Raw genomic sequence first — 22,148 nt, forward strand, 5'->3', positions numbered from 1 at the left:
TGGATCCTCCCCGCTATGGCGATAGCGGAGCGAGACGCTACGAGCGATCGTCAAGTTCGAAGATCTGAGCTGGATCAGCGGGGGCAGGATCATTGCTCGGCTTCCGCCGACCGACAAAGTACCCACCAATCGCATAGTCGCGCCGCCAACGGGCATCGACCAGGCGGTCGATGGAACGGAGCGGCAACGTCAGTAGGTAGGCAGCCTTCGCAATCGCTTGGCTTCGAATCAGTCCACCCACGAGCCCGCGGCAAGCGAGATTTATCAAGGCGCCCGGCCCCCCGATCGGCCCGCATCGCAACTCATCGCATCCGGAGAACAACAGCCGGTGGCCCGACACCGTGTAGCGGGTGAAGTCGTAGGCCCCCTCGTGCACCGGTTGCATGAACGGTGTCTCGGCATAGACCAAACCACCGGCCCGCACCACCCGCTCGACCTCGGCGACGACGACCTCGGGCCGGTACACGTGCTCCAACACGGCTTGGACAATGACCCCATCTACCGATTCATCAGCGAGAGGAATTCGATGGGCGTCGGCAACAAACGCCGTCTCATCAGTCGGATAAATGTCGAACGCGACCACCCGGACCCCGTCCGATCGGAGCAGGGCGGCTAGCGCATCGCCTTCGGTTGCCCCGCCTACGACGAGCAGGAGAGGTGAGGCGCCAGCACTCGCTAACAGCTCACCGAATTCGTTAACCGCGTCACGTCTACTGCCGGCCGGTTCGAACACCCGCTTCACTAGCTTCGCTATGCGCCGTCCGCGGCGCTGCGGCTTTGGCCGCTGAAGATCACCCACAACGATCGGTGGAAACCGCCAGCCACTCAGCTCCAGTCCGTCGGGCGACAGGAAGACCGGCTGACCGTCAACGAACTCAAAACGGCGACCGGTTTCCGACACGAGCGCAACGCCTCTCGCGGCCTCGGCCAGCGGGCTGTGATCTTCTGGGTCGACGAGCAGATCGCGTATCTCGGACCATTCAGCCTTCACGATTGCCCTCCGTCGCGCATCGGTGAGATCGGAACGCTCGTCGCACGTTTGCCAACGTACCGCGCTCGTGTCGTTCGAAGTCTCTATGGCCAGATCCGCGTTCAGCGATCGTGTCAAGAGCCTCGGCCACGGCATCGAGGAACACCATCGGTGCGAGCACCGGCAGCCGGACCGGCGGCATCAGCACGCTCGGCCAATAGCGCAGGAAGCGGAGGCGGGCGATCTTGCCGGCATCGAACGGCGGGAACAGCAGGGCGAGCGGTCGCACGATCACCAGGCTCAGGCCGGCCTCCGCGAAACGACTTCCGAACTCAGCCTCCAACCGCCGATCGGCTTCGTACTTCGACTGTCCGTACTCCGTGGTGGCATCGGCGGTCGCCTTCACCGACGAGATGTGGATCAGGTGGGCCCGCTCGCGGAGCGCCGCGTCGGCCAACGCCAGCGGCAGGTCGATGTTGCCGACGCGCAACCGTTCGAGGTCGGCGGGAGTCGGCTGCTCGAGGTGCGCGACCCCGGCCGCGTTCACGACCACGTCGACGCCGTCGGCTGCCCGAGACGCGATGTCGGCGGGTGACTCACCAGGGCGCCGCTCGATCGCCACGACCTCGTGCGATTCGGCCAGGTGTCGAACCAGCGCCGAGCCGACACGACCGTTGGCGCCGACCACCGCGACCCGCGTGGTCACGTTCGACCCTCGATCCCCGCCGCCGCTCGGTGCAACTCGACGATCCTCGGGAGGATCACGTCGAGCGAGAACTGCTCCAGCGCGGTGGCACGGCACTCGGCGCCGACCTCGCTGCGATGCTCGGGCGACCAGCCGGCGACCTCGGCGAGCGCTGCACGGATCGAGTCGGCGTCACCGGCGGTGAACACCACCCCGGTGCGCCCGGCCTCGATCACCTCACCGCTGCCCGACTCGGCCGAGAGCAGCACCGGTGTGCCACACGCCAGCGCTTCGAGCACGAACTTCGACACGCCCTCGCCGGCCCGCGACGGGAGGATCGCCGCGTGGGCCCGGCCGAGCACGCCGGCCGCGTCGCGGGTGGGTTCATGCAGGATGACTTGGCTCGGTCGTTGCAGGCGTTCGAGCTCGTCGGCCGACAGGGCGCCGGGGCTCGACTCGTCGAGAGCGCAGTAGAGGTGCAGTTCGACGTCGTCGAGTTGACCGGTCTCGCAGGCGGCGGCCAGGTCGAGCAGACCCTTCGACTTCACCGCCCGCCCGAGGTACACGACCTCACACGGCGGCGTGTCGGCTCGGTCGAGCGGCACGAACCGCTCGGTGTCGACCCCGACACCCGGGATCACCACACCGTCGTCCCGATCACCGACGATCGCCGACCGGTCGGCACGGGTCTGGAACAGCAGATGCACGCGCGGCAGACGGCGCGCCGAACGGATCACGGTGCGGATCACTCGCATGTCGAGCCCACGCTCCGCAGCGCTGATACCCAACCCGTTGACGCTCAGGATCAGGGCCGGGCGACGACGCATCGGGATCAACGACAAGGTCAACGCGAGCGGTTTGAGTGCGACGCCGTGCACCACGTCGGGCCGGATCGAACGGACGAGTCGGCGAACGGTCCGGATCTCGTCGAACCAGGAACGCAACGTTCCACCGCCGCGGCCCATCTTGACCTCGTGCACCTGGCAGCCGGCGACGACCAGCTCGTCCCATCGATCGCCACGTCGGGTTCCGACGTGCACGTCGAAGCCCGCTGCGAGCAGGGCTCGAGCGTGGTCCAGGCGGTGGTTGGCGAAGTACCACGGCTCGGTCACCAGGTAGAGCACCGACGGCTTCGTCATGCTCGGGCACCGCTTCGTCGGATCTGTTCGGGCAGCGCCAGGTACCCGGCCACCAGCGCCAGGCAACCCAGCAGCGCGAGCACCTGCAGCCACAGCGACGAATCGAGCACGACGTACATGATGATCGCTGCGAGCCCAGAGACCGCGGCACACAGCAGTGTCACAGAGACGTGACTCCAGCCCGCCTGGGTGAGGCGCTGGTAAGCGTGCTCGCGATGGGCGTCCATGAGGCGCTCTCCGCGTCGGGCGCGACGCACCAGCACCGTCGACGTGTCGGCGAGGTACAGCATGAACGGCGCGACGATCACCACGACCGGTGCACCGTCGTCGACGAGCAACAGTGCGAGCGCGGCCAACCAGAAGCCGAGGAAGTACGAACCGACATCGCCGAGGAAGATCTTCGGACGGACCGCGTTGAACGGCAGGAACCCCAACGAGGCACCACACACGGCAAGGCCGGCGATCTGCAGGTTCGGCAGATCACGCGAGTGCGCGACCGCGGCGAGCAAGGTGCCGGCGATCGCCGCCTGCGTGCCGGAGATGCCGTTGATGCCGTCCATGAAGTTGAAGGCGTTCACGTAGGCGGGCACCGCGACCGCAGCGACGATCACTGCAACGGCCAGGGTCACGCCGGTGCGGTCGACGACGACCAACGTGGCGACCACCGGCGTGACGAGCTGCACCAGCAGGCGCGGCATGGCGGGCAGACCGAACCGGTCGTCGAGCAGGCCGGTCGCACCCAGCAGACCGGCGCCAGCGAGCGCGCCGATCACCGCATCGGAGGTGCCGTCGGCGACGACCACGGCCACGATCACTGCGACGACGATCGCGATGCCGCCACCACGAGGAATCGGCGCAGAGTGCGACGAGCGGTGATTGGGTTCGTCGATCAGCGACCACCGGTGCGCCAACCACACAACGGCTGGCGTGCCGGCCAGCGCAACCACACCGGCAACCAGCAACGCGGTCATCGTCGCAACAGATGCCACTCGTACTGGCGCTCGAGCCCTTCGCGCAATGCCACCTGTGGCTCCCAGCGCAGCAGCTCGCGCGCCCGGTCGGTCAGCGCGCCGGTGCGGCCAACGTCGCCGCGCTCGGGATCGAGGCGGTCGATCTGGATGGTCCGCCCGCTCACAGCTTCGACCTCGGCGATCAGGTCGTGCATCGAGGACTGCCCGCCGCCGGCGATGTTGACGACGAGCCCTGGCTCGACGTCGGCCTCGCCGGCCAACAGGTTGGCCCGCACGACATCGCCGACGTAGGTGAAGTCACGCAGCTGGTCGCCCGTGCCGAACAGCGGGAACGGTGTGCCGTTCAGCGCCGCTTCGAACAGGCGGTGCGTGGCCATGTCGGGCCGCTGGCGCGGGCCGTAGACCGTGAAGTAGCGGAGCGACACCGTGGACAGGCCGAAGTTGCCGCCGTACAGCGAGCACAAGTGTTCAGCCGCGAGCTTCGTCACCCCGTAGGGGCTGAATGGCTGCGGCCGCATCGACTCGTCGACCGGGTAGCGCTCGGCGTTGCCGTAGAGGGAGGACGACGACGCGTAGACGAAACGTTCCACACCACGCTGAACAGCCGCCTCCAGCAGCCGCTGCGTCGCCGACACGTTGCGGTGCACGTATTCGTCGAACTGATCACGCCACGAACTCCGAACACCCGGCTGACCGGCCTGGTGAAAAATCACGTCGACGCCGTCGAGCAGATCGAGCGGCATGTCGTTGATGTCGACCTCGAGGTACTCGAACCGGTCGTCGGAGCGGGCCCCCTCGATGTTCGACCGCTTCTGGCCGACGTCGTAGTAGTCGGTCATCACGTCCACGCCGATGACCCGATCGCCTCGGTCGAGGCATGCATCGACGATGTGACTCCCGATGAAGCCGGCGCTCCCGGTCACGAGAACCGTCGTCATGGGGCCTCGCGCCATAGCCGTGAACGCACGTCTCGAACCTAGCTCTCCCGAGCCAGCAGGCGTGTGACCCGTCTGACGAGGACTCGGGTCCCAAACCAAGTTGCGCTGCGTCGGTACAGTCCGAGCGATGCACAATGGGGCGAACGAGCCCGCAACCGGGTCAGCCGACTATTTGCGCGACTTGCTGTCGACGCCAACGAGCTGGACGGCGAAAGCCCTTTCGTTCTCGTTGCTGCTCTTGCCGATCGCATACATCGAGCCGGTGTTGCTCCCGAGCTGGTCGCCGCGAATGGTCGTCGCGCTGTTGGTCGTCCCGCTCGGGATATATCAGTTCGTGACGAACCTCCTCCGCTGGGACAGACCGACGATCTGGCTCCTCGGCCTGATGACCAGCTGCACCTTCGCGACGCTCATCGGGGATGCTCCGCTCTGGAACCTCCGTGGAGGTTTCGGCCGCGATTCCAGCTTGACGTTCCTCATCGTCCTGTCGGCATTCTGGGCGCTCGCTCGCTCTCTCGAACAGGACGGACGAAGGCTCGCCGTCGCAGCCTCGCTGGCCGGCGCTGGATTGAGCTGCGTTGCAGCCCTGATCCAGGTTGTCGCCGCTCCGACAACCGGCATTCTCGCGCTCATCGGTTCGCGACCTGGTGGGCTGCTCGACAACCCGGTTTCCCTCGGCGCAATCGCAGCGGGCGCGAGTTCCCTTGCTGCGACGGCCTGGGCTCGGCGATCCGTTCCAACGCTGATTGGTTCGTCAACGGTCACGCTCTTCGCGGCATGTGTGTCGTTATCCGGTTCTCGCGGCGCGTTCGTCGGCTTGGTCATCGGAGCGATCGCCAGCGTCGCAATAGCCGAACAGCGGACCAAAGTCATGCTGCTGGGCAGCTTCGCGTTCGGCTGGACAATCGCCGGACTATTGACCAGCCTCACAGGCGGTCGCGACGTTGCGGCGCGGGCGTCGTTGGAGGACGGCGGGCGAAGCACACTGTGGCGGTACTCGCTCGAGGCAATCGCCGACAAGCCGGTGTTCGGTCATGGCCTGGGCCAGTTCCGGAGTGCTACGCAGACATACTTCGAACCAGAGTTCGTGAGGCTCTACGCCAGCCACCCGATCAGGGGAGGCTGGCCAGATGCCCACAACGTTTTCTTGCAGTACGCCGTCATCGGCGGTCTGTTCGCAGTGGTCTTCATGAGTCTCTTCGCCTGGTCTGCCCTGCGTCGTGCACGCGGCCCAATGATGTGGGCCGCGCTGGCCGTTGCTCTCACCTGGCTGCTGCAACCCGTCACCCTGGCCACCGGGCCGATGGGATTCGCCTGGCTCGGCCTCGCCATGTCGCCGGTGATCGCCGAGCCCCAGCGAACGGTCAAGCGACAGACGCAGCTACTGGTCCTGCTGGGCGCGGTCATGTCGCTCGGGCTCCTGATCGTGGACCAACAGCTCCACCGCAACGTCAACAATCCAGCCGCGTTCACGAACCAGATCCAGGGGCTGCCATCGGACCCGCTGCTGGCATCGCGTGCTGCAGACCTGAACCGAGCCGTCGGAAACACCGATGAAGCAATCCGCTGGGCTCGACAGCGAACCCAACTCGAGCCATTCAGCGCCGTCGCGGGTGCGACGTTGGCCGAGATATTTCTCGACGCCGGCCGCAACGAAGACGCTGTAACTGAGATCCAACGATCGCTCGAACGCGACGCCTACAACCCAACGGCCCTGCGCACCGCTCTCGGCGTCGCGTTGGTCACCGGCGATATCGAACTCTTCGAACTCGCTTCGAAGCGCCTGGCGGAACTCGGTCTCGACTAAGGCGAGGCCGACGACTCCGCCTCGGCGTCTTGCCGCTGCTCGATCAAGGTGGCCGCGTCGAGCGTGCAATCGCTCTGCCCGAGCTCGCACGCGACAGCGAGCGCGGCGTCGAGACGCTTCTCGTCCTCCGCGTGCAACGCCAGCAGGATTTCCACGAGTTGCGTACGCTGGTTGTACGGCTGGAGTTCAAAGGCTCGGTCGAGCGAGCTCTCCGCTTCGTCGAACAGGTCAGCACGGCGCTGTACATCGGCGAGCCTCGACCACCAGAAGGGGCGGTCCGGCTCGGTCGACGCCGCACGCTCCCGCCACTCGATCTCTGCCTCCAAATCACCGTCGAACGAGTACGCCTGCGCGACGACGTCAGCGAGGATGGGATCATCGCCAACCAGAGATGCGATTGCGTCCAGTCCACCGGCGTCCTCCCGCTGCAACGCCCTCTGGAACGAAGCGTCGACGAGCAGGAGCGACAGGCCCAGCACCAAACCCACGGCGATGGCGGACTTGAGCCATCGATCGAGGGCGAGCGCATCTCGGCTCACGACCTCAGGCGCACCGGCCGCGGCGAACACCAGCATCGCGAGCGGCAGCGTGAAGAGCGACACGGGTTGGAGGAGCCAGTGGAGCGCGATCGGCACGAGCAGCCACACCAACGGTCCCCCAACTGACCGGCCCCAGATGAACGCCCAGGTGAGGAACAGAACCACCCCGATGATGCCGGTTGCCACCAGAACACCGACACCGACGTTGTGCGGATCGAACCACGGCTGCACGACCTCGTCGGCTGCGTGGTCGCGCACGAACGACGGCGAGAACTTGCCCTGCACCGCCGGACGGAAGCGACCGAATCCGTGCCCCAGGATCGGGCGATCCAGCCACGCTTCGAACCCGTACCTCCACACCGTGAAGCGACCGTCTCCCGAAGCGATCTCAGCGGTCTCGCCGAGTCGGCTGGCGGCATTCCGACCGGCACCGACCGTCCGGTCCAGCAGAACACCACCTGCGATCGCAGCGAAGGCGAGCCCGCAGGCCATCCAAATCTCACGCCGACGGATGAAGACTGCCTGAGCGAGCAGCGTGAGGATCGCGGCCATGAGCGCGACACGGGACCCAGAAAGGCTGGTCGCGATGCCAAGGACCACCACGGGCAGCGTCATGCGCCGCCACGAGGGGCCCCAACACAGTGTCGCTGCGACCAGACCGGCAGATGCCAGCGCCCCGAAGTAGACCGGGTTGGTCACGAAGCCAGTTGGACGCCCTGCCAACAGACGGAGCGGCCCCTGTTGGACATCGGCGACCACCTGGAGAATTCCGACCAGCGCGCACGCTGATGTCGACCAGACCAGTACTTCGACGAGCAGCGATCGGCCACGATGCGACATGTTGCGACCGATCATCCAGAAGCCGGAGGCGCCCACGACCGTCAGGGCGCTGAGATCGCGTCCCGCGAAGCCGAGCAACGCCGAGCGAGGGGCACCGCTGACCAATCCGGACAACACCGTCCACGCGAGTGCACCGGCGAGCACCCTCGAGGCGACATCGCCGGCGAGCGCTCGGCGGGCGAGCAACACGAGCCCGAGCGGCGCGACACCCACGACGATCGCCATTCGAGGCGTCCAACCATCAAGAAACAAGGGCGGGGCGAACGCGACGACCAGAAGGCAAGCGAGCACCAATCCCGCGGCGTCCCACGGCGAAATGCCCCACCTTGCAAGGAGCGACACAGGGTTGCTGTCAGCGACTGTGTTGTCGTCGGCCGAACCGGGCTCGAGCGGAACCAGATCCCGGGTCGTCACTTCCGCGACCGTAGTTGGCCCGGCGAGCTCACGGGCTGACCGGTTCACGCCAGAGAGCCATACCGGAATCCTGTGCGACCCAGAGCTCGACGGCTCCTGCCTCGGTCAAGGTCGGGTCGAGACGAGGAGCGAAGACGAACGGTCCTACCCCATCATCGAGGCCGGCGTCACGAACGATCTCGTAGTCTGGCAAGTAGGCCTGGTAGAGCAGTGCCGCGCGTCGCTGCGCGTTCATCGAAACGTAGCTCGGCTCATCCCGACTCACGAAGTGATAGCCGATAGCCGTGTCAGGCGGCACAATGCCGCGGACAACCCTGACAGCGGACGCTGTCTCGTATTCGTTCACGGGCCGGAGCGCGGAGTACGTGAGCCCCCCAGCGGAGAACACGAGGACGGTGACCACCGCCCCAAACACCACTTCCGAGCGTGGCATCGTCAGCAGGCGGGAGCCGAGCAAGACGGAGCACACGACGATCGACACTGCTGCTCCCAGAATAGGCGAGAGCGATTGTCCTCGGTCTGTGAACGGCAGCATCCCAGCGACCATCGGGGCCAATCCAAGATCTGCGCCGAGCGCATCACCACTCCGCGATTCGACGTACAGCGTCGTCGCCACCGTGACGGCCAAGCAACCACCAATCATCGCCACGACTCGACGCGGCGGGCAGGCAGGGACGCGCCACAACCACGCCAACCCAACAACGAGGATGGGGCCGACAACAGCATCGTTGTAGCGGCCGTAGATCGCAAAATCCGGTCGCCCAGCACGGGCCATGAAGAGCACCGAGACTGCGAGGAGGGGCGCTGTCATCGCCAAGACCGCCAACGCGTCGCGGCCCCTGCCGATCAACAGCGGCGAAGCCAATGGACCGACAATCCGCCTTACCAATACGGCCGTGCCGATTCCGAAGATCAGGGCCGAAGCGACCAACTGATACCAGAGCTGCCCAAGAAACGAACTTGCCACCAACGTAGGGTCCGCTAGCCGGCTCAAGGTGGAGTGAATCGAGTTCTCGCCACCCGGCGTCTCCCATACTCTCTCCCGAACGAACGCCGAGAACGAGAAGGTGAGAACCAGCGATGCCGCAAGGATCCCAGCGGTCAGCCATGGTCGCCATTGCCTCACACTGCCCGCACGAGCTTCGCGTGCGATCACGATGGCCGCGACCACGAACACAAGCGGCAGCATCCGTCCGTGCGTGAGCGCCGCTGTAGCGGCGAGCGCTAGCGACAGAAGGCCCGCACGAAAGTCATCGTTGTCCAGGTAACGAAGCATCGACAGCAACGCTGCAAGGAACAACAGCGTGATAAGTGGCTCACCCCAAGCAACTGCGGACGCCGATAGCGACATCGGCAGCAGGGAGATCGCCGTAGCCAAGCCACAGCAGGCAGCCCTTGAGACGTCCGTCAACCGCCGAGTGAGGAACACCAGCAAGATCGCCGAAACCCCTCCCATTACGGCATTCAGCACCATCACCGCCCGGAATACCGTCGCTACGTCATCGGTGACGAAGTAGATCGGCGCGATCAACAACGCATAGCCAGGTTGCCACGTATCAAGATCGAACAGAGTCCACGACTGGCGACCCGATAGCCATCGCGCCATCGCGAACTGTGCAGGCTCGTCGAAGTACACGTGGAAGATGCGTCGGTCCGAAGCAAAGGCCCACTTCGCCAGCGCAACGCAAGCCCCAACCGCGAGCAGCGCCCTCGGCTCGAACGAGTCAACTCCGGTTTGGGCCATCTCGGACTCGTAGCCCGCGCAAGTGTCTTGAAGGTCGTCACGTTGCGACAATGTCACGGACTACATCCAACCCGATGCGGGAGCGCCGGACGAGTTCTTCGCCGAAAAAGCAAACGAGCCCCGCAGCCGAAGCTGCGGGGCTCGTCCAACTAGTTGTTGATCAGTTGGCGATGCCGACGCATTCGCCGTTGGCCCGAGGTCCGACCTCGCCGGTGCCGTTGTCAATAGTCGAGTTGGCCGACGTGTCTCGGATGAGACCGGCCGACTCGAGCTGCGCCTGGGTCGGGATGCTGGTGCCGCCGTACTGGGCGAAGTACGCCTCGAGCGCAACTTCCATGGTGCGGTACTCCGTCTGGCAGGAGTTCGCCTTGCTGTCATCGGTGATGCCACGGACCGAGAACACCACGACGGTGGCCAGGATGCCGAGGATGACGATGACGATCAGGAGTTCGATGAGGGTGAAGCCCTCGTCTTGCTTCTTCATGATGGTTTCCTTTTTCCTTCCGCCCAGTATGGGCAAGCTATCTCACTGGTGGTTACCGCACCGTGAGACAGGCTCCCGGTTGCGCACTGTGGTCTTCGGCACTGCGGTAGCAATACTTTAGGACTGAACACGTGTTTTTCCAAGAGAATTCCAAAGTTCAAGACAAGTCGAAACGCTGCCGATAACCATGACTGAAGGTGCCCAGAGCGCACCAACCGCCACACCGAGTGAAGAAGGCACCCATGTTCCACCGCCGCGAAATGCAGCACACGCTGGGAGAACGCGGGATTCTCGGCGACGAGGCCGCCGCCGAGCTCTTGACGACCGTTGAACAACTCCGAGCCGAGGTCGCCGACCTGAAGGCCCGAGTTGACTCACAGTTCACAACGATCGCCGCCCACGCCGAGATCGCCCGACAGCAGGCCGAATTCGCTCGCGAAGAAGCGCGCGCCGACCTCGATCGCAACCGGGAGACCCTCATCGGGTTGATCGAACACGTCCGCTCCGGCGAACCCGACGTGCACGTGCCCGGCACACGGCCCGGTCCGTCGAGCGAGACCACCACCGAGCGGATCGGCGACGTCGAACGCCGCATCGCCGAGCTCGGCACCAGCGTCGAACGGTGCTTCGAGCGTCAGAACGAACTCGCCGACACGATGGCGGCGTTCCTCGACACGGTGATGGCCGAACAGCGCGGCGAACCCGTCGCCGGCCTCTCGATGACCTGAGCCACCCGAGCTACCGCACCAGCTCGACGCGGATGCCGCCCTCGTCCCACTCCGGGTCCATGGGCAACCGTGAGATCGCACGACCGGATGCACGGCGAGCCGTCCACAGCATCGCCGCCGCCTCGTACATGTGCACCTGACCGGCACCCTCGGGCGGAATCCGTTCGATCACGTCGTCGACCCCCGGCAACTTCGCGCGGATCATCTCGAGCCGCTCCCGGCGGCCCTCCTCGTGGTACGGCGAGGTCTTGAGCGGCTGATCACCGTTCATGTGCTGGAACGAGAGCGCAGCGTTGCCGCTGTACACCGACCGGCTGTGGAACGGCTGGATCTCGGTCGCCGCTTCCTTCATCCACCGGAAGTGGCGGAAGTCGTTCTTGGTCAACCACGGCTCGAGCTCGATCGCTTCCTTGCGGGTCTTCGCGAACAGGGCGGGCCGCGACGGCACCGGCCGCAGGCTCACCATGCGCGGCCACCCGACCATCTCGCGGGCCTCCTGATCGCACTGCCGGTACTGCCCCTGCGGCCGCGCGGGGTAACCGAACGGGATGTTGATCGCCATGAAGTCGAACTTGGGCCGGTAGTCCAAGACCTCCATCAGCGTCTTCAACACGAACGCTTCTTCGGCGACGGTCGTGACACCGGCCAACCGAGCGGGCAACACCAGCCAGCCACCGGGGCACGGCGTCGCACCGCCGATCGCCTTGAAGGGATTGTCGCGCGGGCCGGCCATCGGTCAGCCGGCGGGAGCCGGCTCGGCCGGCTGCCCGGCTTCGTTGGTCGGGGCGCCGTCGCCGTTCGTTCCGGCCGAGGCCTGCTCCTCGCCCGAGCGGACGCCCGAACCCGAGGTGGCCGACTGGCCCGACGCGGTCGTGGCCTGCGCCTGTGCCTGCGAACGGAGCGTCGACACCTGCGCCTGGATCTCGGCCGGGTAGGCGGAGATCGACTGCGCCATCTCCATCGTCACCAGACCGGAGGTGACCAGACGGGCGAGGTCCATCTCGATCGTCTGCATGCCGTCGGGGCCACCGGTGGCGACCACGTTGCGGAGCTGACGGCTCTTGCCCTCACGGACGAGGTTGCGCACCGCCTCGGTGCCCATCAGCACCTCGTACGCCGCGACACGACCGCCGCTGATCGCCGGCAGCAGACGCTGCGACATGACCCCCTGGAGCGCTCCGGCGAGCATGGTCTGGATCTGGTCGCGCTTGTCGGACGGGAAGACGTCGATCATGCGGTCGAGCGCCTGCGACGCGTCGTTGGTGTGCAACGTGGCGAACACGAGGTGGCCGGTCTCGGCGAGGCTGAGAGCGATCTGGATCGACTCCAGATCTCGCATCTCACCGAGGAGCACGACGTCGGGGTCTTCACGAAGTGCAGACCGCAGACCCTGCTCGAACGACACGGCGTCGGTGCCGACCTCGCGCTGGTTGACCATCGCGACCTTGTGGTGGTGCAGGTACTCGACCGGGTCTTCGATGGTGAGGATGTGCACCGGCTTGGTCTCGTTGATCCGGTCGATCATCGCCGCCAGCGTGGTCGACTTGCCCGAACCGGTCGGACCCACCGCGAGCACCAGACCGTACGGCCGGTTGAGCAGCGTGGTGACCGAACGCGGGCAACCGAGCTCTTCGAGCGAACGCACCCGGAACGGGATGACGCGAAGCGCCAGGGCCAGCGAGTTGCGCTGGTTGTAGGCGTTGGCACGGAAGCGGCCGAGGCCGGAGATGCCGAACGAGAAGTCGACCTGGTACACGTCGTCGAGTTCGCGCTTCTGCTTCTCGTCGAGCAGCGACATGATCATCCGCTCGGTGTCGGCGTTCTCGAGAATCTTGACGTTCTCGAAGCTGACGAGCGTGCCGTCGCGTCGAGCGGTCGGCGCGCGGCCGACGGTGAGGTGGAGGTCGGAGGCACCGCTGTTGACGGTGGCCTGCAACAAGGTGACGAGCACCGGATCTGGATCGAACATCAGAGTTCCCTTCCGCGACGACCCGTTGGGCCTAGCGTGCTGACGAGATGGAAACGACACTGGTTCTTGTTGCCTGCGCCGTAATGGGGTTGTTGATCGGCTCGTTCTTGACCGTGGTGGTCGATCGCGTGCCGCGTGGCGGATCGGTGGTGCAGCCCCCGAGCGCGTGTGGCGCGTGCGGGAACCGCCTGACGGCACCTGACCTGGTACCGATCGGAAGTTGGCTGACCCTGCGCGGGAAGTGCCGACACTGCGGCAACCCGATCGGGACCGAACCGTTGATCATCGAGACGGCGAACGCCGCCCTGTTCGTGCTGTTCGGCCTGAAGTTCGGGGCCGACATCGCACTGGTCGCGTTCTGCGTGATGGCCGCAGCGCTGGTGGCGCTGGTCTGGATCGACCTGCACACGTTCCGGCTGCCGCGCGAGATCACGTACACCGCGATCGCGCTGAGCGCACCGTTCCTGGTGATCGCTGCGCTGGTCGACGACGAACCCGAACGCATCTGGCAGGCCGCCTTCGGTGCCGGCATCGCGCTGGCGATCATGGGCATCATCTACGTGGCCAGCCGTGGCGGGATGGGCGACGGCGACGTGCGCCTCGCCCCTCTGCTCGGCATGCACCTCGGCTACCTGAACCCGGGCATCGTGCCGATCGGCCTGTTCTTCGGCTTCTTGCTCGGCGCGGTGATCGGCGTCGTGGCGATGAGCGTCGGCAAGGCCGGGCGCAAGACGGCGTTGCCGTTCGGCCCGTTCCTCGCCGCCGGTGCCGTGGTCGCCGTGTTCATCGGCCAAGCGGCCGTCGATCTGATCTGGCATGGCTGATCACACGTCGCTCTTCACGCCGTTGAGCACGCCGTACATGGCCGACACGAGCGCGACGGCGACGAAACCCACGATCAAGCCGACGAAGATGATCATGATCGGCTCGAACATCGTGGTGAACCGCTGGATCCGGAACTCGAGTTCACGGTTGAAGTACTCGGCCGCGACCTCGAGCTGCTGATCGAGCGTTCCGGTCTCTTCGCCGACCTTGAACATCTGACGGGCAGCGCCCGGGAAGAGTTCGGTCTCGATCAACGGCTGGGTGAACCCCGAACCCTCGAGCATCTGCTGACGGGCGATGTCGAGCTGTTCTCGGTAGACGACGTTCGCGACCGCCTCGGTCGTGGTCTCCATCGCCGACGGCACGGCAACGCCGGCGACCAACATGGTGCCGAGCACGGCGCAGAACCGTTCGAGGATCGCGTACTCGATGATGCCGCCGATGACCGGCAGCTTGAGCGAGACCCGTTGCCAGATCTCCTTGCCGGTGGGGTGCATCGCTAGAAACGCGACCGTCGCGATGCCCATCAGGAACGCAATCGCGGTGATGTACCAGAGGTCGGTGAAGAACCGGGCGATGAACAGCATCATCCGGGTCGGCAGTGGCAGTTCCGCGTCGAGCTCTTCGAACAGCGGTTTGAACTGCGGCAGCACGTAGCCGGCGAGGATCATCACGGTGACCACCGACGAGGCCATGACGACCAGCGGATAGGCGAGCGCGCCGACGACCTTGGAGCGGGTGTCCATCTCACGCTTGATGAACTCGGCGAGCGAATCGAGTGACTCGTCGAGACGACCCGTCAGCTCGGCGGCCTGGAGGATGCCGATGTAGTAGTTCGGGAACACCTGCGGGTGCTGGGCCGCAGCGGCCGAGAACAATCCGCCGTTGCGGAGGTCGTCGACCATCTCGGTCAGCGCACGACGAAGCGCGACGTCGGTCGACTCGTCGCCGATCGTGGTGAGCGCGTCGGTGATCGGGATACCCGCCTTGACGAACACCGCCAGCTGGCGGGTGAAGTTCATCAGGTTCTTCTTCTTGACCTTCTCCTTGGTCAGCTCGAAATCGAGCATCCCGCGGGCTTCCTCGATCTTGATCGGGAACAGGTTCTGTTCGACCAGGAGCGAACGCGCCGTACCGACCGTGTCGGCCTTGGTGGTGCCCTCGATCTCGGCGCCCGACGAATCGATGGCGGAATAAGCGAACTTGGGCATCAGATGCTCCGGAGGGTGAGAGAGTCGAAAATCATGAGGCGAACAAGGTCTTGACGACCTCGGGGATGGTGGTCACGTCGTCTTCGACGAGCTGCATGGCTTCACGCAACATCGTGCGCATGCCCTGGGCGACGGCCAGACGGCGGAGCTCTTCGGTGGTGGCCCAGCCGACGATCAGGCGCCGAAGCTCCGGCGTGATCTTCAGCAACTCGTACACACCGATGCGGCCGTGGAAACCGGTGTTCGAGCAGTAGCTGCAGCCCTTGCCCCGGAAGAAGTGGACCTTGTCGGAACCGCCCGAATGCTGGCGGAACACGGCGATCTCGTCGGCGGTGGGCTCGTACTCCTCCTTGCAGTTGTCGCACAGGCGGCGCACGAGGCGCTGCGACACGACGGCCACGACGGCCGACGCGACGAGGAACGCCTCGATGCCCATGTCGAGCAGACGGTGCACGGCGGCGACCGAGTCGTTGCCGTGGAGTGACGAGAGCACGAAGTGACCGGTGAGCGCCGACTGCACCGCGATGCGGGCGGTGTCGGCGTCGCGAACCTCACCGACGAGGATGACGTCGGGGTCCTGTCGGAGGAGGGCCTTGAGGCCGGTGGCGAAGGTCAGACCGGCACGTTCGTTGGTGCCCACCTGGTTGATGCCGGGGAACACGTACTCGACCGGGTCTTCGATCGTGGTCACGTTCTTGCCGGTCGAGTTGATCTCGAGCAGCGTCGCGTACAGGGTCGTGGTCTTGCCGGCACCGGTCGGACCGGCACAGATCACCATGCCGTACGGCGCGTGGACGATCTTGGAGTAGGTGTTGTAGGTCTCGCGCGGCATGCCGAGCTCGTGCAGACCGACCATCGACTTGCTCTTGTCGAGCAGACGCATGACGACCTTCTCACCGAACACGGTGGCGACGGTCGAGACACGCACGTCGAGCGGGCGACCGTCGACGACGGTGGAGAACTGGCCGTCCTGCGGTGCACGCTTCTCGACGATGTTCATCGCCGACATGATCTTCAGGCGGCTGACGAGCGGGTTGTGCGCCGAGTTCGGCAGACGCACCGCCTCGACCAGCTGACCGTCGATGCGGTACCGGACACGGACTTCCTTGTCGAGCGGCTCGATGTGGATGTCGGACGCACGGTCGCGCAGCGCCTGACCGACGATCCGCGACACGAGCTGGACGACCGGGGCCTGATCATCGAGGCTGACCTCGTTGAGCGCCTCTTCGCCCGCCTGATGGGCAGCGTCGGCCTCTTGGAACGTGGCGACGAGACGGCCGATGTCGGCGTCGGAGCGCCACATCTGCTCCATGTAGGAGGTGACCGTCTTCGGGTCGGTGGCGAACCACTCGAACTTCTTGCCGGCCGCGGCCTCGGCGGCGTCGCGCTTGGCCTGCGAACAGTCGGCGCCCCAGACGACGATCTTGCCACCCTCTTCGGCGACCGGGACGAAGTAGAACTTGCGGGCCGTGGCCTCGTCGACCTGCTCGGCGATCTCGCCGTTGGCTTCGGTCTCCTGGGTGTTGGCCACCGGCAGACCGCACGCCTTGCCGAGCGCCGCCGCGTACTCACGACGACCGACGCCGTACTTCGTCAACGCGATGTTGCCGAACTGCCACAGTTCGCCCTTGCCGTCGGTCAGCGCCTCCGCGAGCGACTCGCTCGGCAGGTGGCCTCCTTCGACCAGCGCCTGCCCGAGGGCGACACACTCCTCGACGCTCTCACCGGGGCGTTCCTCGACAGCGACGCCACCAGCGGGCGCGCCCGTGTCGTTCGACTCGGGTGCTCGCTTGTCGTCTTTGCTCTTGCGCAGTGCCATCGCTGGTCCCCGTTACATCTCGTAGCCGTCACTGGATACGCCGACGTCTCCATCGGCATCCTGAGCGTCCTTCTTCACTGATTCGTTCGACGATTCGTCTTTGCGGACGAATTGGTTTGGATCGAGTTCGAGCAACGAGCGCTCGATCTCCTCGAGACGATCGAGCTGCACGGCCGTCGACACGTCCATCGTGGCGTCTTGCAGCTGGGTCTCGACATCGGTCATGCGCACGACGAGACCGTCGGTCTTCTCCGCGATGTTCTTCTCGAGACGCTCCATCTCGATGCGAACGAGCATCGCCTCACCGGCGGCACTCGACATCTTGTCCTTGAGTTCTTCGAGCGCGTCCTGGTCGATGCCCTCGACCGACTCGGACAGCGCCTCGATCCGACGGTCGGTCTCGACGAAGCGATCCTCGAACTTCGCGATCCGCTCGTTGAGCACCGTCATCGTCTCGTCGAGGCCGGTGCTGACACGGCCGACGTGGGCCTGGATGTCGGCGATCTGCTGGCCGGCGTCTTCCTTCATCCGGCTCTCGGCGGCGAGCAGCCGGTTGTTGAAACGGTCCTCGGCGTCGTTGACCTTCGCCGAGACCGACTGACCGACCTCGTTCTGGAACCGGCGCACCGACGAGTCGTTCTCCTCGACGAGCTGCTTCAGTGTGGCGATCTGTTCGGCGACGTCGGTCTTGAGGGTCTCGCCGAGCTCATCCTGCTTGGCCTCCATCTGCGACGACACGTCGTTGAAGTAGGTGACCATGCGAGCGGCCTGCTCGTCGAACTTGCGAAGGTTGGTGTCGAGACCGTCGACCTTGCGGGTCATCGCCTCGTAGTCGTCTCGCAGACCACCGACGACCGGTCGGACCGCCTCGGTGACCAGCCCGTCGAGACCGGACGTGGCATCGTCGAGGCGGCGCGTCTGACGCGTGTCGGCCTCGGCGATCTTCTGCTCGATCGTCGACCGAGTCTGGTCGGTGTACTCAGAGGCCTTGGCCTGGTTCTGCTCGACCGCCGCGGCGATCGCAGCGATCTGCTCGCGGAACTCCTGGCGCATCTCGGCTCGCTCACGCTCGCCCTGCTCGCGCAGTCGGTCGACTTCGGCCACGACGGCGGACGCGTGACGTTCGAGTTCGGCCTGCACAGCAGACACCAAACCCTTTCGAAACTCGTCGATCTCACTCGTCATGTCAGAAACGATCCTCCCGCTGGACCGCCACAGGTTCGTGGCGGCGAACCCTTGTGGGTCACGAGCCACCTATCGGTCGAAGCTCCGGGAAGCTTGAGGAACCGCAGACGATTGGACGCCGGCGCGATACCCCCGAAAAGAGTGGTCTCGATCTCCATGCTCGCACTCTTGTCCTCGTGAGTGTTCGCTTTTGCTCAAGATAGTCGATGGCGCCCCCGATAGAGGTTCGACACGCTCGATCGCCGACGTGCTCAACGGATGCCGCCGGGAACGGCGAATCCACAGGACACGGCGACCGATCAGGAACCAACCGAAGGAAACGCCTTACATGCGACGCCTCTCACTTTCGACCAAGCTGTTCGCCGCCGCCCTGCCCCTCATCATCGCGGTCGGCGGCCTGCTCGCACTCACCGTGCGCAGCGACCTCGACAAGATCGAGCGCGCCGAGAGCGGCGCCGACCTGGGCAGCGTGTGGGAGCCACTGATCACCGCCCTGAACGCCGTGGAGGCCGAGGCCGACACGCTCGACGACGACAGCGGTTCCGGCGACGTCGCCACCGCCGACGCCGGCGTCCGCCGTGTGACCGACCAGGCACTCAACGACCTGCGTCTCTCGATCGAGGGGCTCGGCGCCTTCGAGGCCGCCAGCGCCCACGTGACCGCAGGACGTTCCGCACTCTCCGCCGCCCGCCGCAACATCGACATGGCGGCGATCGCACCGGAGATGGCCACCGACGTCGACCCGATCGATGCGTACGCCATGGCCGCCCGGGAGTTCGTGGCCGTCGGCCAGCTCCTCCCGTCGGAAGCCGGCGATGCCGAGCTCGGCCGTGAGCTGCTCGCCGTCGTGAAGCTCGCCGAAGCCAAGCTGCACGCCAACGACGTCCTCGCCGGCACCCGTGCCTGGGAGACCGACCCCACCGACAACTCCCCGCTGGCGCAGTCGCGAGCCGCCTATGCCAGCCTCCTCACCACGTTCGGTGAGTTCGAGGCCATCGCCCCCGAAGACTGGGGCGCCGAGTTCCGCCAGTCCGGGTTCACGACCACGCTCGGTCGCTACAACACCGAACTCACCAGCGCCGCCCGTGCGGCCGACGCCGGGACCGTCGAACTGTTCGACAGCGCCGGCTTCGACACCTTCATCGACCAGGTCGTCGACTTCGAGCGCACGATCAGCCAGAGCATCGTCGAGGGCGCCAACGCCCAGGCCGACGCCACCCGCTCCGCCACGCTGCGTCGCATCGGCATCATCCTCGCCGTCGTCCTCGTCGGTGCGATCGTCGCCTGGTTCATCACCCGCTCGGTGACCCGCCGGGTCAAGGCGGTCGCCAACAGCGCCAACAAGGTCGCCTCCGATCAGCTGCCGGCACTCGTCGAAGCACTCCGCGATCCTCGCGGCAAGGCGGTGCTCCCCGAGATCGAACCGGTCGACGCCAAGGGCAGCGACGACCTCGCCGACCTGGCGCACGCCTTCAACTCGATGCAGGAGACCCTCATCGACGTGGCCCACGAGCAGGTCGAAGTGCTCCGCCGTGGCGTGTCCGACATCTTCATCACGATGGCCCGACGGAACCGGTCGCTCATCGACCGGCAGCTCTCGATGCTCGACGAGTTCGAGGCCAGCGTCGACGACCACCAGGTGTTGTCGAACTACTACCAGCTCGACCACCTCGCCACCCGCATGCGCCGCAACAGCGAATCGCTGCTCGTGCTCGCGAACGCCGAGCCGAAGCGTCGCCGGGTCAAGGCCACCGAGATCGACGACGTCGTGCGTGCCTCGATCGGTGAGGTCGAGGACTACCGCCGCATCGAGATCCAGCACCTCGAGAGCCTGCAGGTCCGCGGCAACGTCGTCGCCGACATCTCGCACCTCATCGCCGAGCTGCTCGACAATGCCACCTCGTTCAGCCCTCCGGGCAGCGCGGTCCGCATCGGCGGCCGTCGTGCCGACGACTCCTACATGCTCCGCATCGTCGACGACGGCGTCGGCATCGGACCGGACCGGTTGTCCGAACTCAACGAACTGCTCCGTGAGCCGCCGATCGTCGGCCTCTCGGTCGAGTCGACGCTCGGTATCTCCGTCGTGTCGCTGCTCGCCAACAAGCACGGCATCAACGTGACGCTCAGCGCCGGCAGCCCCGGACTCACCGTCGACGTCGTCCTCCCGAGCAGCCTGTTCGGACCGATGGACGCCCCGGCCGAGCAGCCGCCCGCGGTCGCCGCCGAGCCGCAGCAGACCGGCGAGCAGATGATCGCCTGGAACGACCAACCGGTCGCCGCCGCCACCGCCGAACCGGCCACTGCCGAGCCCGCTGTCGTCGAGCCGGCTGTTGCCGAGCCGGCCGTTGCCGAGCCGGCCGTTGCCGAGCCGGCCGCTGCCGAGCCGATGGCCGTTGCCGAGCCGGCCGTGACGGTCGAGCCGTCGGAGTCGCCCAGCGTGGCGCCGTCGCCGGAGCCGTTGCGGATCCCCGAGCCGGTCGAGGAGCCCGTCGTGGCTGCCGAGCCGATGGTCGCCGAGGAACCGGTCGTGGCCGAGCCGACGGTCGCCGAGCCGACCCTCGCCGAGCCGATGGTCGCTGCCGAGCCGATGGTCGCTGCCGAGTCGGCAGCCCCCGTGGCAGCCGAACCCTCCGACTGGACGAAGATGTCGCTCGACCTCTCGTCGTTCGACTCATCGTGGGACACCCCGGCATCCGCCGAACCGACTCCTGCCGAACCGGCGCTGCCGAGTGTCGAGCCAGCACCGGTCGCCGAGGTCGCCCCCGAACCGGCGCTGCCGAGCGTCGACCCCGCACCGGTCGCCGAGGTCACACCCGCACCGGTCGCCGAGGTCACACCCGCACCGGTCATCGAGGTCACACCCGAACCGGTCGCCGAGGTCACACCCGAGCCGGTCGCCGAGCCGGCCCCACCCGCCGTGCCGGCCGCGCCGAACTTCAACCTGCCGCCGCCGGCGTCGGCCCGACCCGAGTTCGACGTGCCGCCGGCACCCCCGATGTCGGCCAACGGTCTCAGCCGCCGTCCGGTCAGCCCCGACACCGCACGGCCCGCACCGACCCCGACCGTCACCGACACCGCACCGGCCCTGCCGACCCGCACACAGCGCGGCACCGGCCCCGAAGGCCCCGACCGACTCGCGATGCCGGCGAACGCCTCGGGCGACAGCCCGGTCACCACCAGCGAACCGGGTGCGCTCCAGGCTGCGCTCGCCGCCTTCGACAGTGGCCGAGCCGCCGTCAACGCACCCGCTGCCGCCTCGCTCCCGACCCGTGACCGGGTCGGCGAATCGGCACCGATCGTCGACGAACCGCTGCCCGTCACCCAGAGCCGGGTCGACCCGAGCGCACTGCGCGACCGCCTGCGGGCGTTCCAGTCCGAGTTCACCAGCGCCTCCGGCGACAACGCCGGGGGCCACGACATCTACACCGACCAGAACCCTGATCTCGGAGGGGATCCCCGATGAACGCAGCAGCAGAGAACCTCAACTGGCTCGTTGGACGTTTCGTCCAGCAGGTCGCCGCCGTTCGACAGGCCGTCGTGGTCTCGTCCGATGGATTGCCCCTCGCCGTCTCCGACGGTGTCGACCGGGAGGCAGGCGAACGACTCGCCGCCGTCGCCTCGGGCATGATCGGGCTCGCCTACGGATCGGCCGGACGCTTCGGCGCCGGTGCGGTCTCGAACGTGATCATCGAAATGGAACAGGGCTGGATGTTCGTCACCGGCATCCGGGACGGCTCACTCATGTGCGTCGTCACGGGAGCCAACGCCGACATCGGCACGATCGGCTACGAGATCGCCGTGTTCGCAGACCGCGCCGGTGACGTGCTCACCCCCGAGCTGCGAGAAGAACTCAAGAGCCTCATGCTCTCCAGGGGGTGAC

General features: G+C 66.4%; 18 protein-coding genes. 5 read left to right on the forward strand and 13 right to left on the reverse strand.

The window, feature by feature from the left end; genetic code table 11:
• Window positions 1–37: 37 nt before the first annotated feature.
• The 5 genes from R8G01_13895 to R8G01_13915 are packed head-to-tail and all read right to left on the reverse strand — an operon-like array spanning window position 38 to window position 4,703.
• Window positions 38–991 (reverse strand): methyltransferase domain-containing protein, encoded by a 954-nt coding sequence (locus R8G01_13895; GenBank protein MDW3215091.1) that lies wholly within the window; start codon window positions 989–991, stop codon window positions 38–40.
• Window positions 981–1,676, reverse strand: a complete 696-nt coding sequence (locus R8G01_13900; protein MDW3215092.1) for an NAD-dependent epimerase/dehydratase family protein — start codon at window positions 1,674–1,676, stop codon at window positions 981–983. The genes R8G01_13895 and R8G01_13900 overlap by 11 nt, the downstream gene beginning before the upstream one ends.
• Window positions 1,673–2,794: a glycosyltransferase gene (locus R8G01_13905; protein MDW3215093.1), complete on the reverse strand. Its 1,122-nt coding sequence runs from the start codon at window positions 2,792–2,794 to the stop codon at window positions 1,673–1,675. Before R8G01_13905 ends, R8G01_13900 begins: the two co-directional genes overlap by 4 nt.
• The gene (locus tag R8G01_13910; GenBank protein MDW3215094.1) at window positions 2,791–3,765 is read right to left on the reverse strand and encodes a hypothetical protein; all 975 of its coding nucleotides are present in this window, start codon (window positions 3,763–3,765) and stop codon (window positions 2,791–2,793) included. The genes R8G01_13905 and R8G01_13910 overlap by 4 nt, the downstream gene beginning before the upstream one ends.
• Window positions 3,762–4,703, reverse strand: coding sequence for an NAD-dependent epimerase/dehydratase family protein (locus R8G01_13915; protein MDW3215095.1), 942 nt, complete (start codon window positions 4,701–4,703; stop codon window positions 3,762–3,764). Before R8G01_13915 ends, R8G01_13910 begins: the two co-directional genes overlap by 4 nt.
• 127 nt (window positions 4,704–4,830) lie before the next feature.
• Between R8G01_13915 and R8G01_13920 the strand changes: the two genes are divergently transcribed.
• Window positions 4,831–6,510, forward strand: a complete 1,680-nt coding sequence (locus R8G01_13920; GenBank protein ID MDW3215096.1) for an O-antigen ligase family protein — start codon at window positions 4,831–4,833, stop codon at window positions 6,508–6,510.
• On the opposite strand, the gene R8G01_13925 is transcribed toward R8G01_13920, so the two are convergent.
• The 3 genes from R8G01_13925 to R8G01_13935 all read right to left on the reverse strand — a co-directional run bounded on the left by R8G01_13925 (window position 6,507) and on the right by R8G01_13935 (window position 10,531).
• Window positions 6,507–8,114 carry an O-antigen ligase family protein gene (locus R8G01_13925; GenBank protein ID MDW3215097.1) on the reverse strand — a complete coding sequence of 536 codons (1,608 nt, stop codon included), beginning with the start codon at window positions 8,112–8,114 and terminating at the stop codon, window positions 6,507–6,509. The two genes, R8G01_13920 and R8G01_13925, sit on opposite strands and share 4 nt — an antisense overlap.
• Before the next feature lie 217 nt (window positions 8,115–8,331).
• On the reverse strand, window positions 8,332–10,104 hold the full coding sequence (locus R8G01_13930; protein ID MDW3215098.1) for a glycosyltransferase family 39 protein: 1,773 nt from the start codon (window positions 10,102–10,104) through the stop codon (window positions 8,332–8,334).
• A gap of 103 nt (window positions 10,105–10,207) precedes the next feature.
• The gene (locus R8G01_13935) at window positions 10,208–10,531 is read right to left on the reverse strand and encodes a type II secretion system protein (protein ID MDW3215099.1); all 324 of its coding nucleotides are present in this window, start codon (window positions 10,529–10,531) and stop codon (window positions 10,208–10,210) included.
• A gap of 242 nt (window positions 10,532–10,773) precedes the next feature.
• Between R8G01_13935 and R8G01_13940 the strand changes: the two genes are divergently transcribed.
• Window positions 10,774–11,259, forward strand: a complete 486-nt coding sequence (locus R8G01_13940) for a hypothetical protein (GenBank protein MDW3215100.1) — start codon at window positions 10,774–10,776, stop codon at window positions 11,257–11,259.
• 10 nt (window positions 11,260–11,269) lie between these two features.
• Here R8G01_13940 and R8G01_13945 read toward each other — a convergent pair whose 3' ends face one another.
• Window positions 11,270–11,992, reverse strand: coding sequence for a DUF429 domain-containing protein (locus R8G01_13945; protein MDW3215101.1), 723 nt, complete (start codon window positions 11,990–11,992; stop codon window positions 11,270–11,272).
• A 3-nt stretch (window positions 11,993–11,995) separates the two neighbouring features.
• A complete protein-coding gene (locus R8G01_13950; GenBank protein ID MDW3215102.1) occupies window positions 11,996–13,228 on the reverse strand; it encodes a type IV pilus twitching motility protein PilT in 1,233 nt (410 codons plus the stop codon).
• Window positions 13,229–13,275: 47 nt separating this feature from the next.
• On the opposite strand from R8G01_13950, the gene R8G01_13955 reads away from it, so the two are divergent.
• Window positions 13,276–14,052, forward strand: coding sequence for a prepilin peptidase (locus R8G01_13955; protein MDW3215103.1), 777 nt, complete (start codon window positions 13,276–13,278; stop codon window positions 14,050–14,052).
• Here the strand turns inward: R8G01_13955 and R8G01_13960 are convergent, their stop codons facing one another.
• From R8G01_13960 to R8G01_13970, 3 genes are read right to left on the reverse strand one after another with little or no spacing between them, the layout of a single operon-like run.
• Complete coding sequence (locus R8G01_13960) at window positions 14,053–15,264, reverse strand: type II secretion system F family protein (GenBank protein MDW3215104.1); 1,212 nt, start codon at window positions 15,262–15,264, stop codon at window positions 14,053–14,055. It lies immediately after the preceding gene.
• A 31-nt stretch (window positions 15,265–15,295) separates the two neighbouring features.
• Entirely contained in the window at window positions 15,296–17,083 is a 1,788-nt protein-coding gene (locus R8G01_13965; protein MDW3215105.1) for a GspE/PulE family protein, read from the reverse strand.
• A gap of 12 nt (window positions 17,084–17,095) precedes the next feature.
• Entirely contained in the window at window positions 17,096–18,268 is a 1,173-nt protein-coding gene (locus tag R8G01_13970) for a hypothetical protein (GenBank protein MDW3215106.1), read from the reverse strand.
• A 328-nt stretch (window positions 18,269–18,596) separates the two neighbouring features.
• On the opposite strand from R8G01_13970, the gene R8G01_13975 reads away from it, so the two are divergent.
• Complete coding sequence (locus R8G01_13975; GenBank protein ID MDW3215107.1) at window positions 18,597–21,731, forward strand: HAMP domain-containing protein; 3,135 nt, start codon at window positions 18,597–18,599, stop codon at window positions 21,729–21,731.
• On the forward strand, window positions 21,728–22,147 hold the full coding sequence (locus R8G01_13980; GenBank protein MDW3215108.1) for a roadblock/LC7 domain-containing protein: 420 nt from the start codon (window positions 21,728–21,730) through the stop codon (window positions 22,145–22,147). Before R8G01_13975 ends, R8G01_13980 begins: the two co-directional genes overlap by 4 nt.
• Window position 22,148: the final 1 nt, after the last annotated feature.

This window comes from Ilumatobacteraceae bacterium (assembly GCA_033344875.1).
Taxonomy (GTDB): Bacteria; Actinomycetota; Acidimicrobiia; order Acidimicrobiales; family Ilumatobacteraceae; genus Ilumatobacter.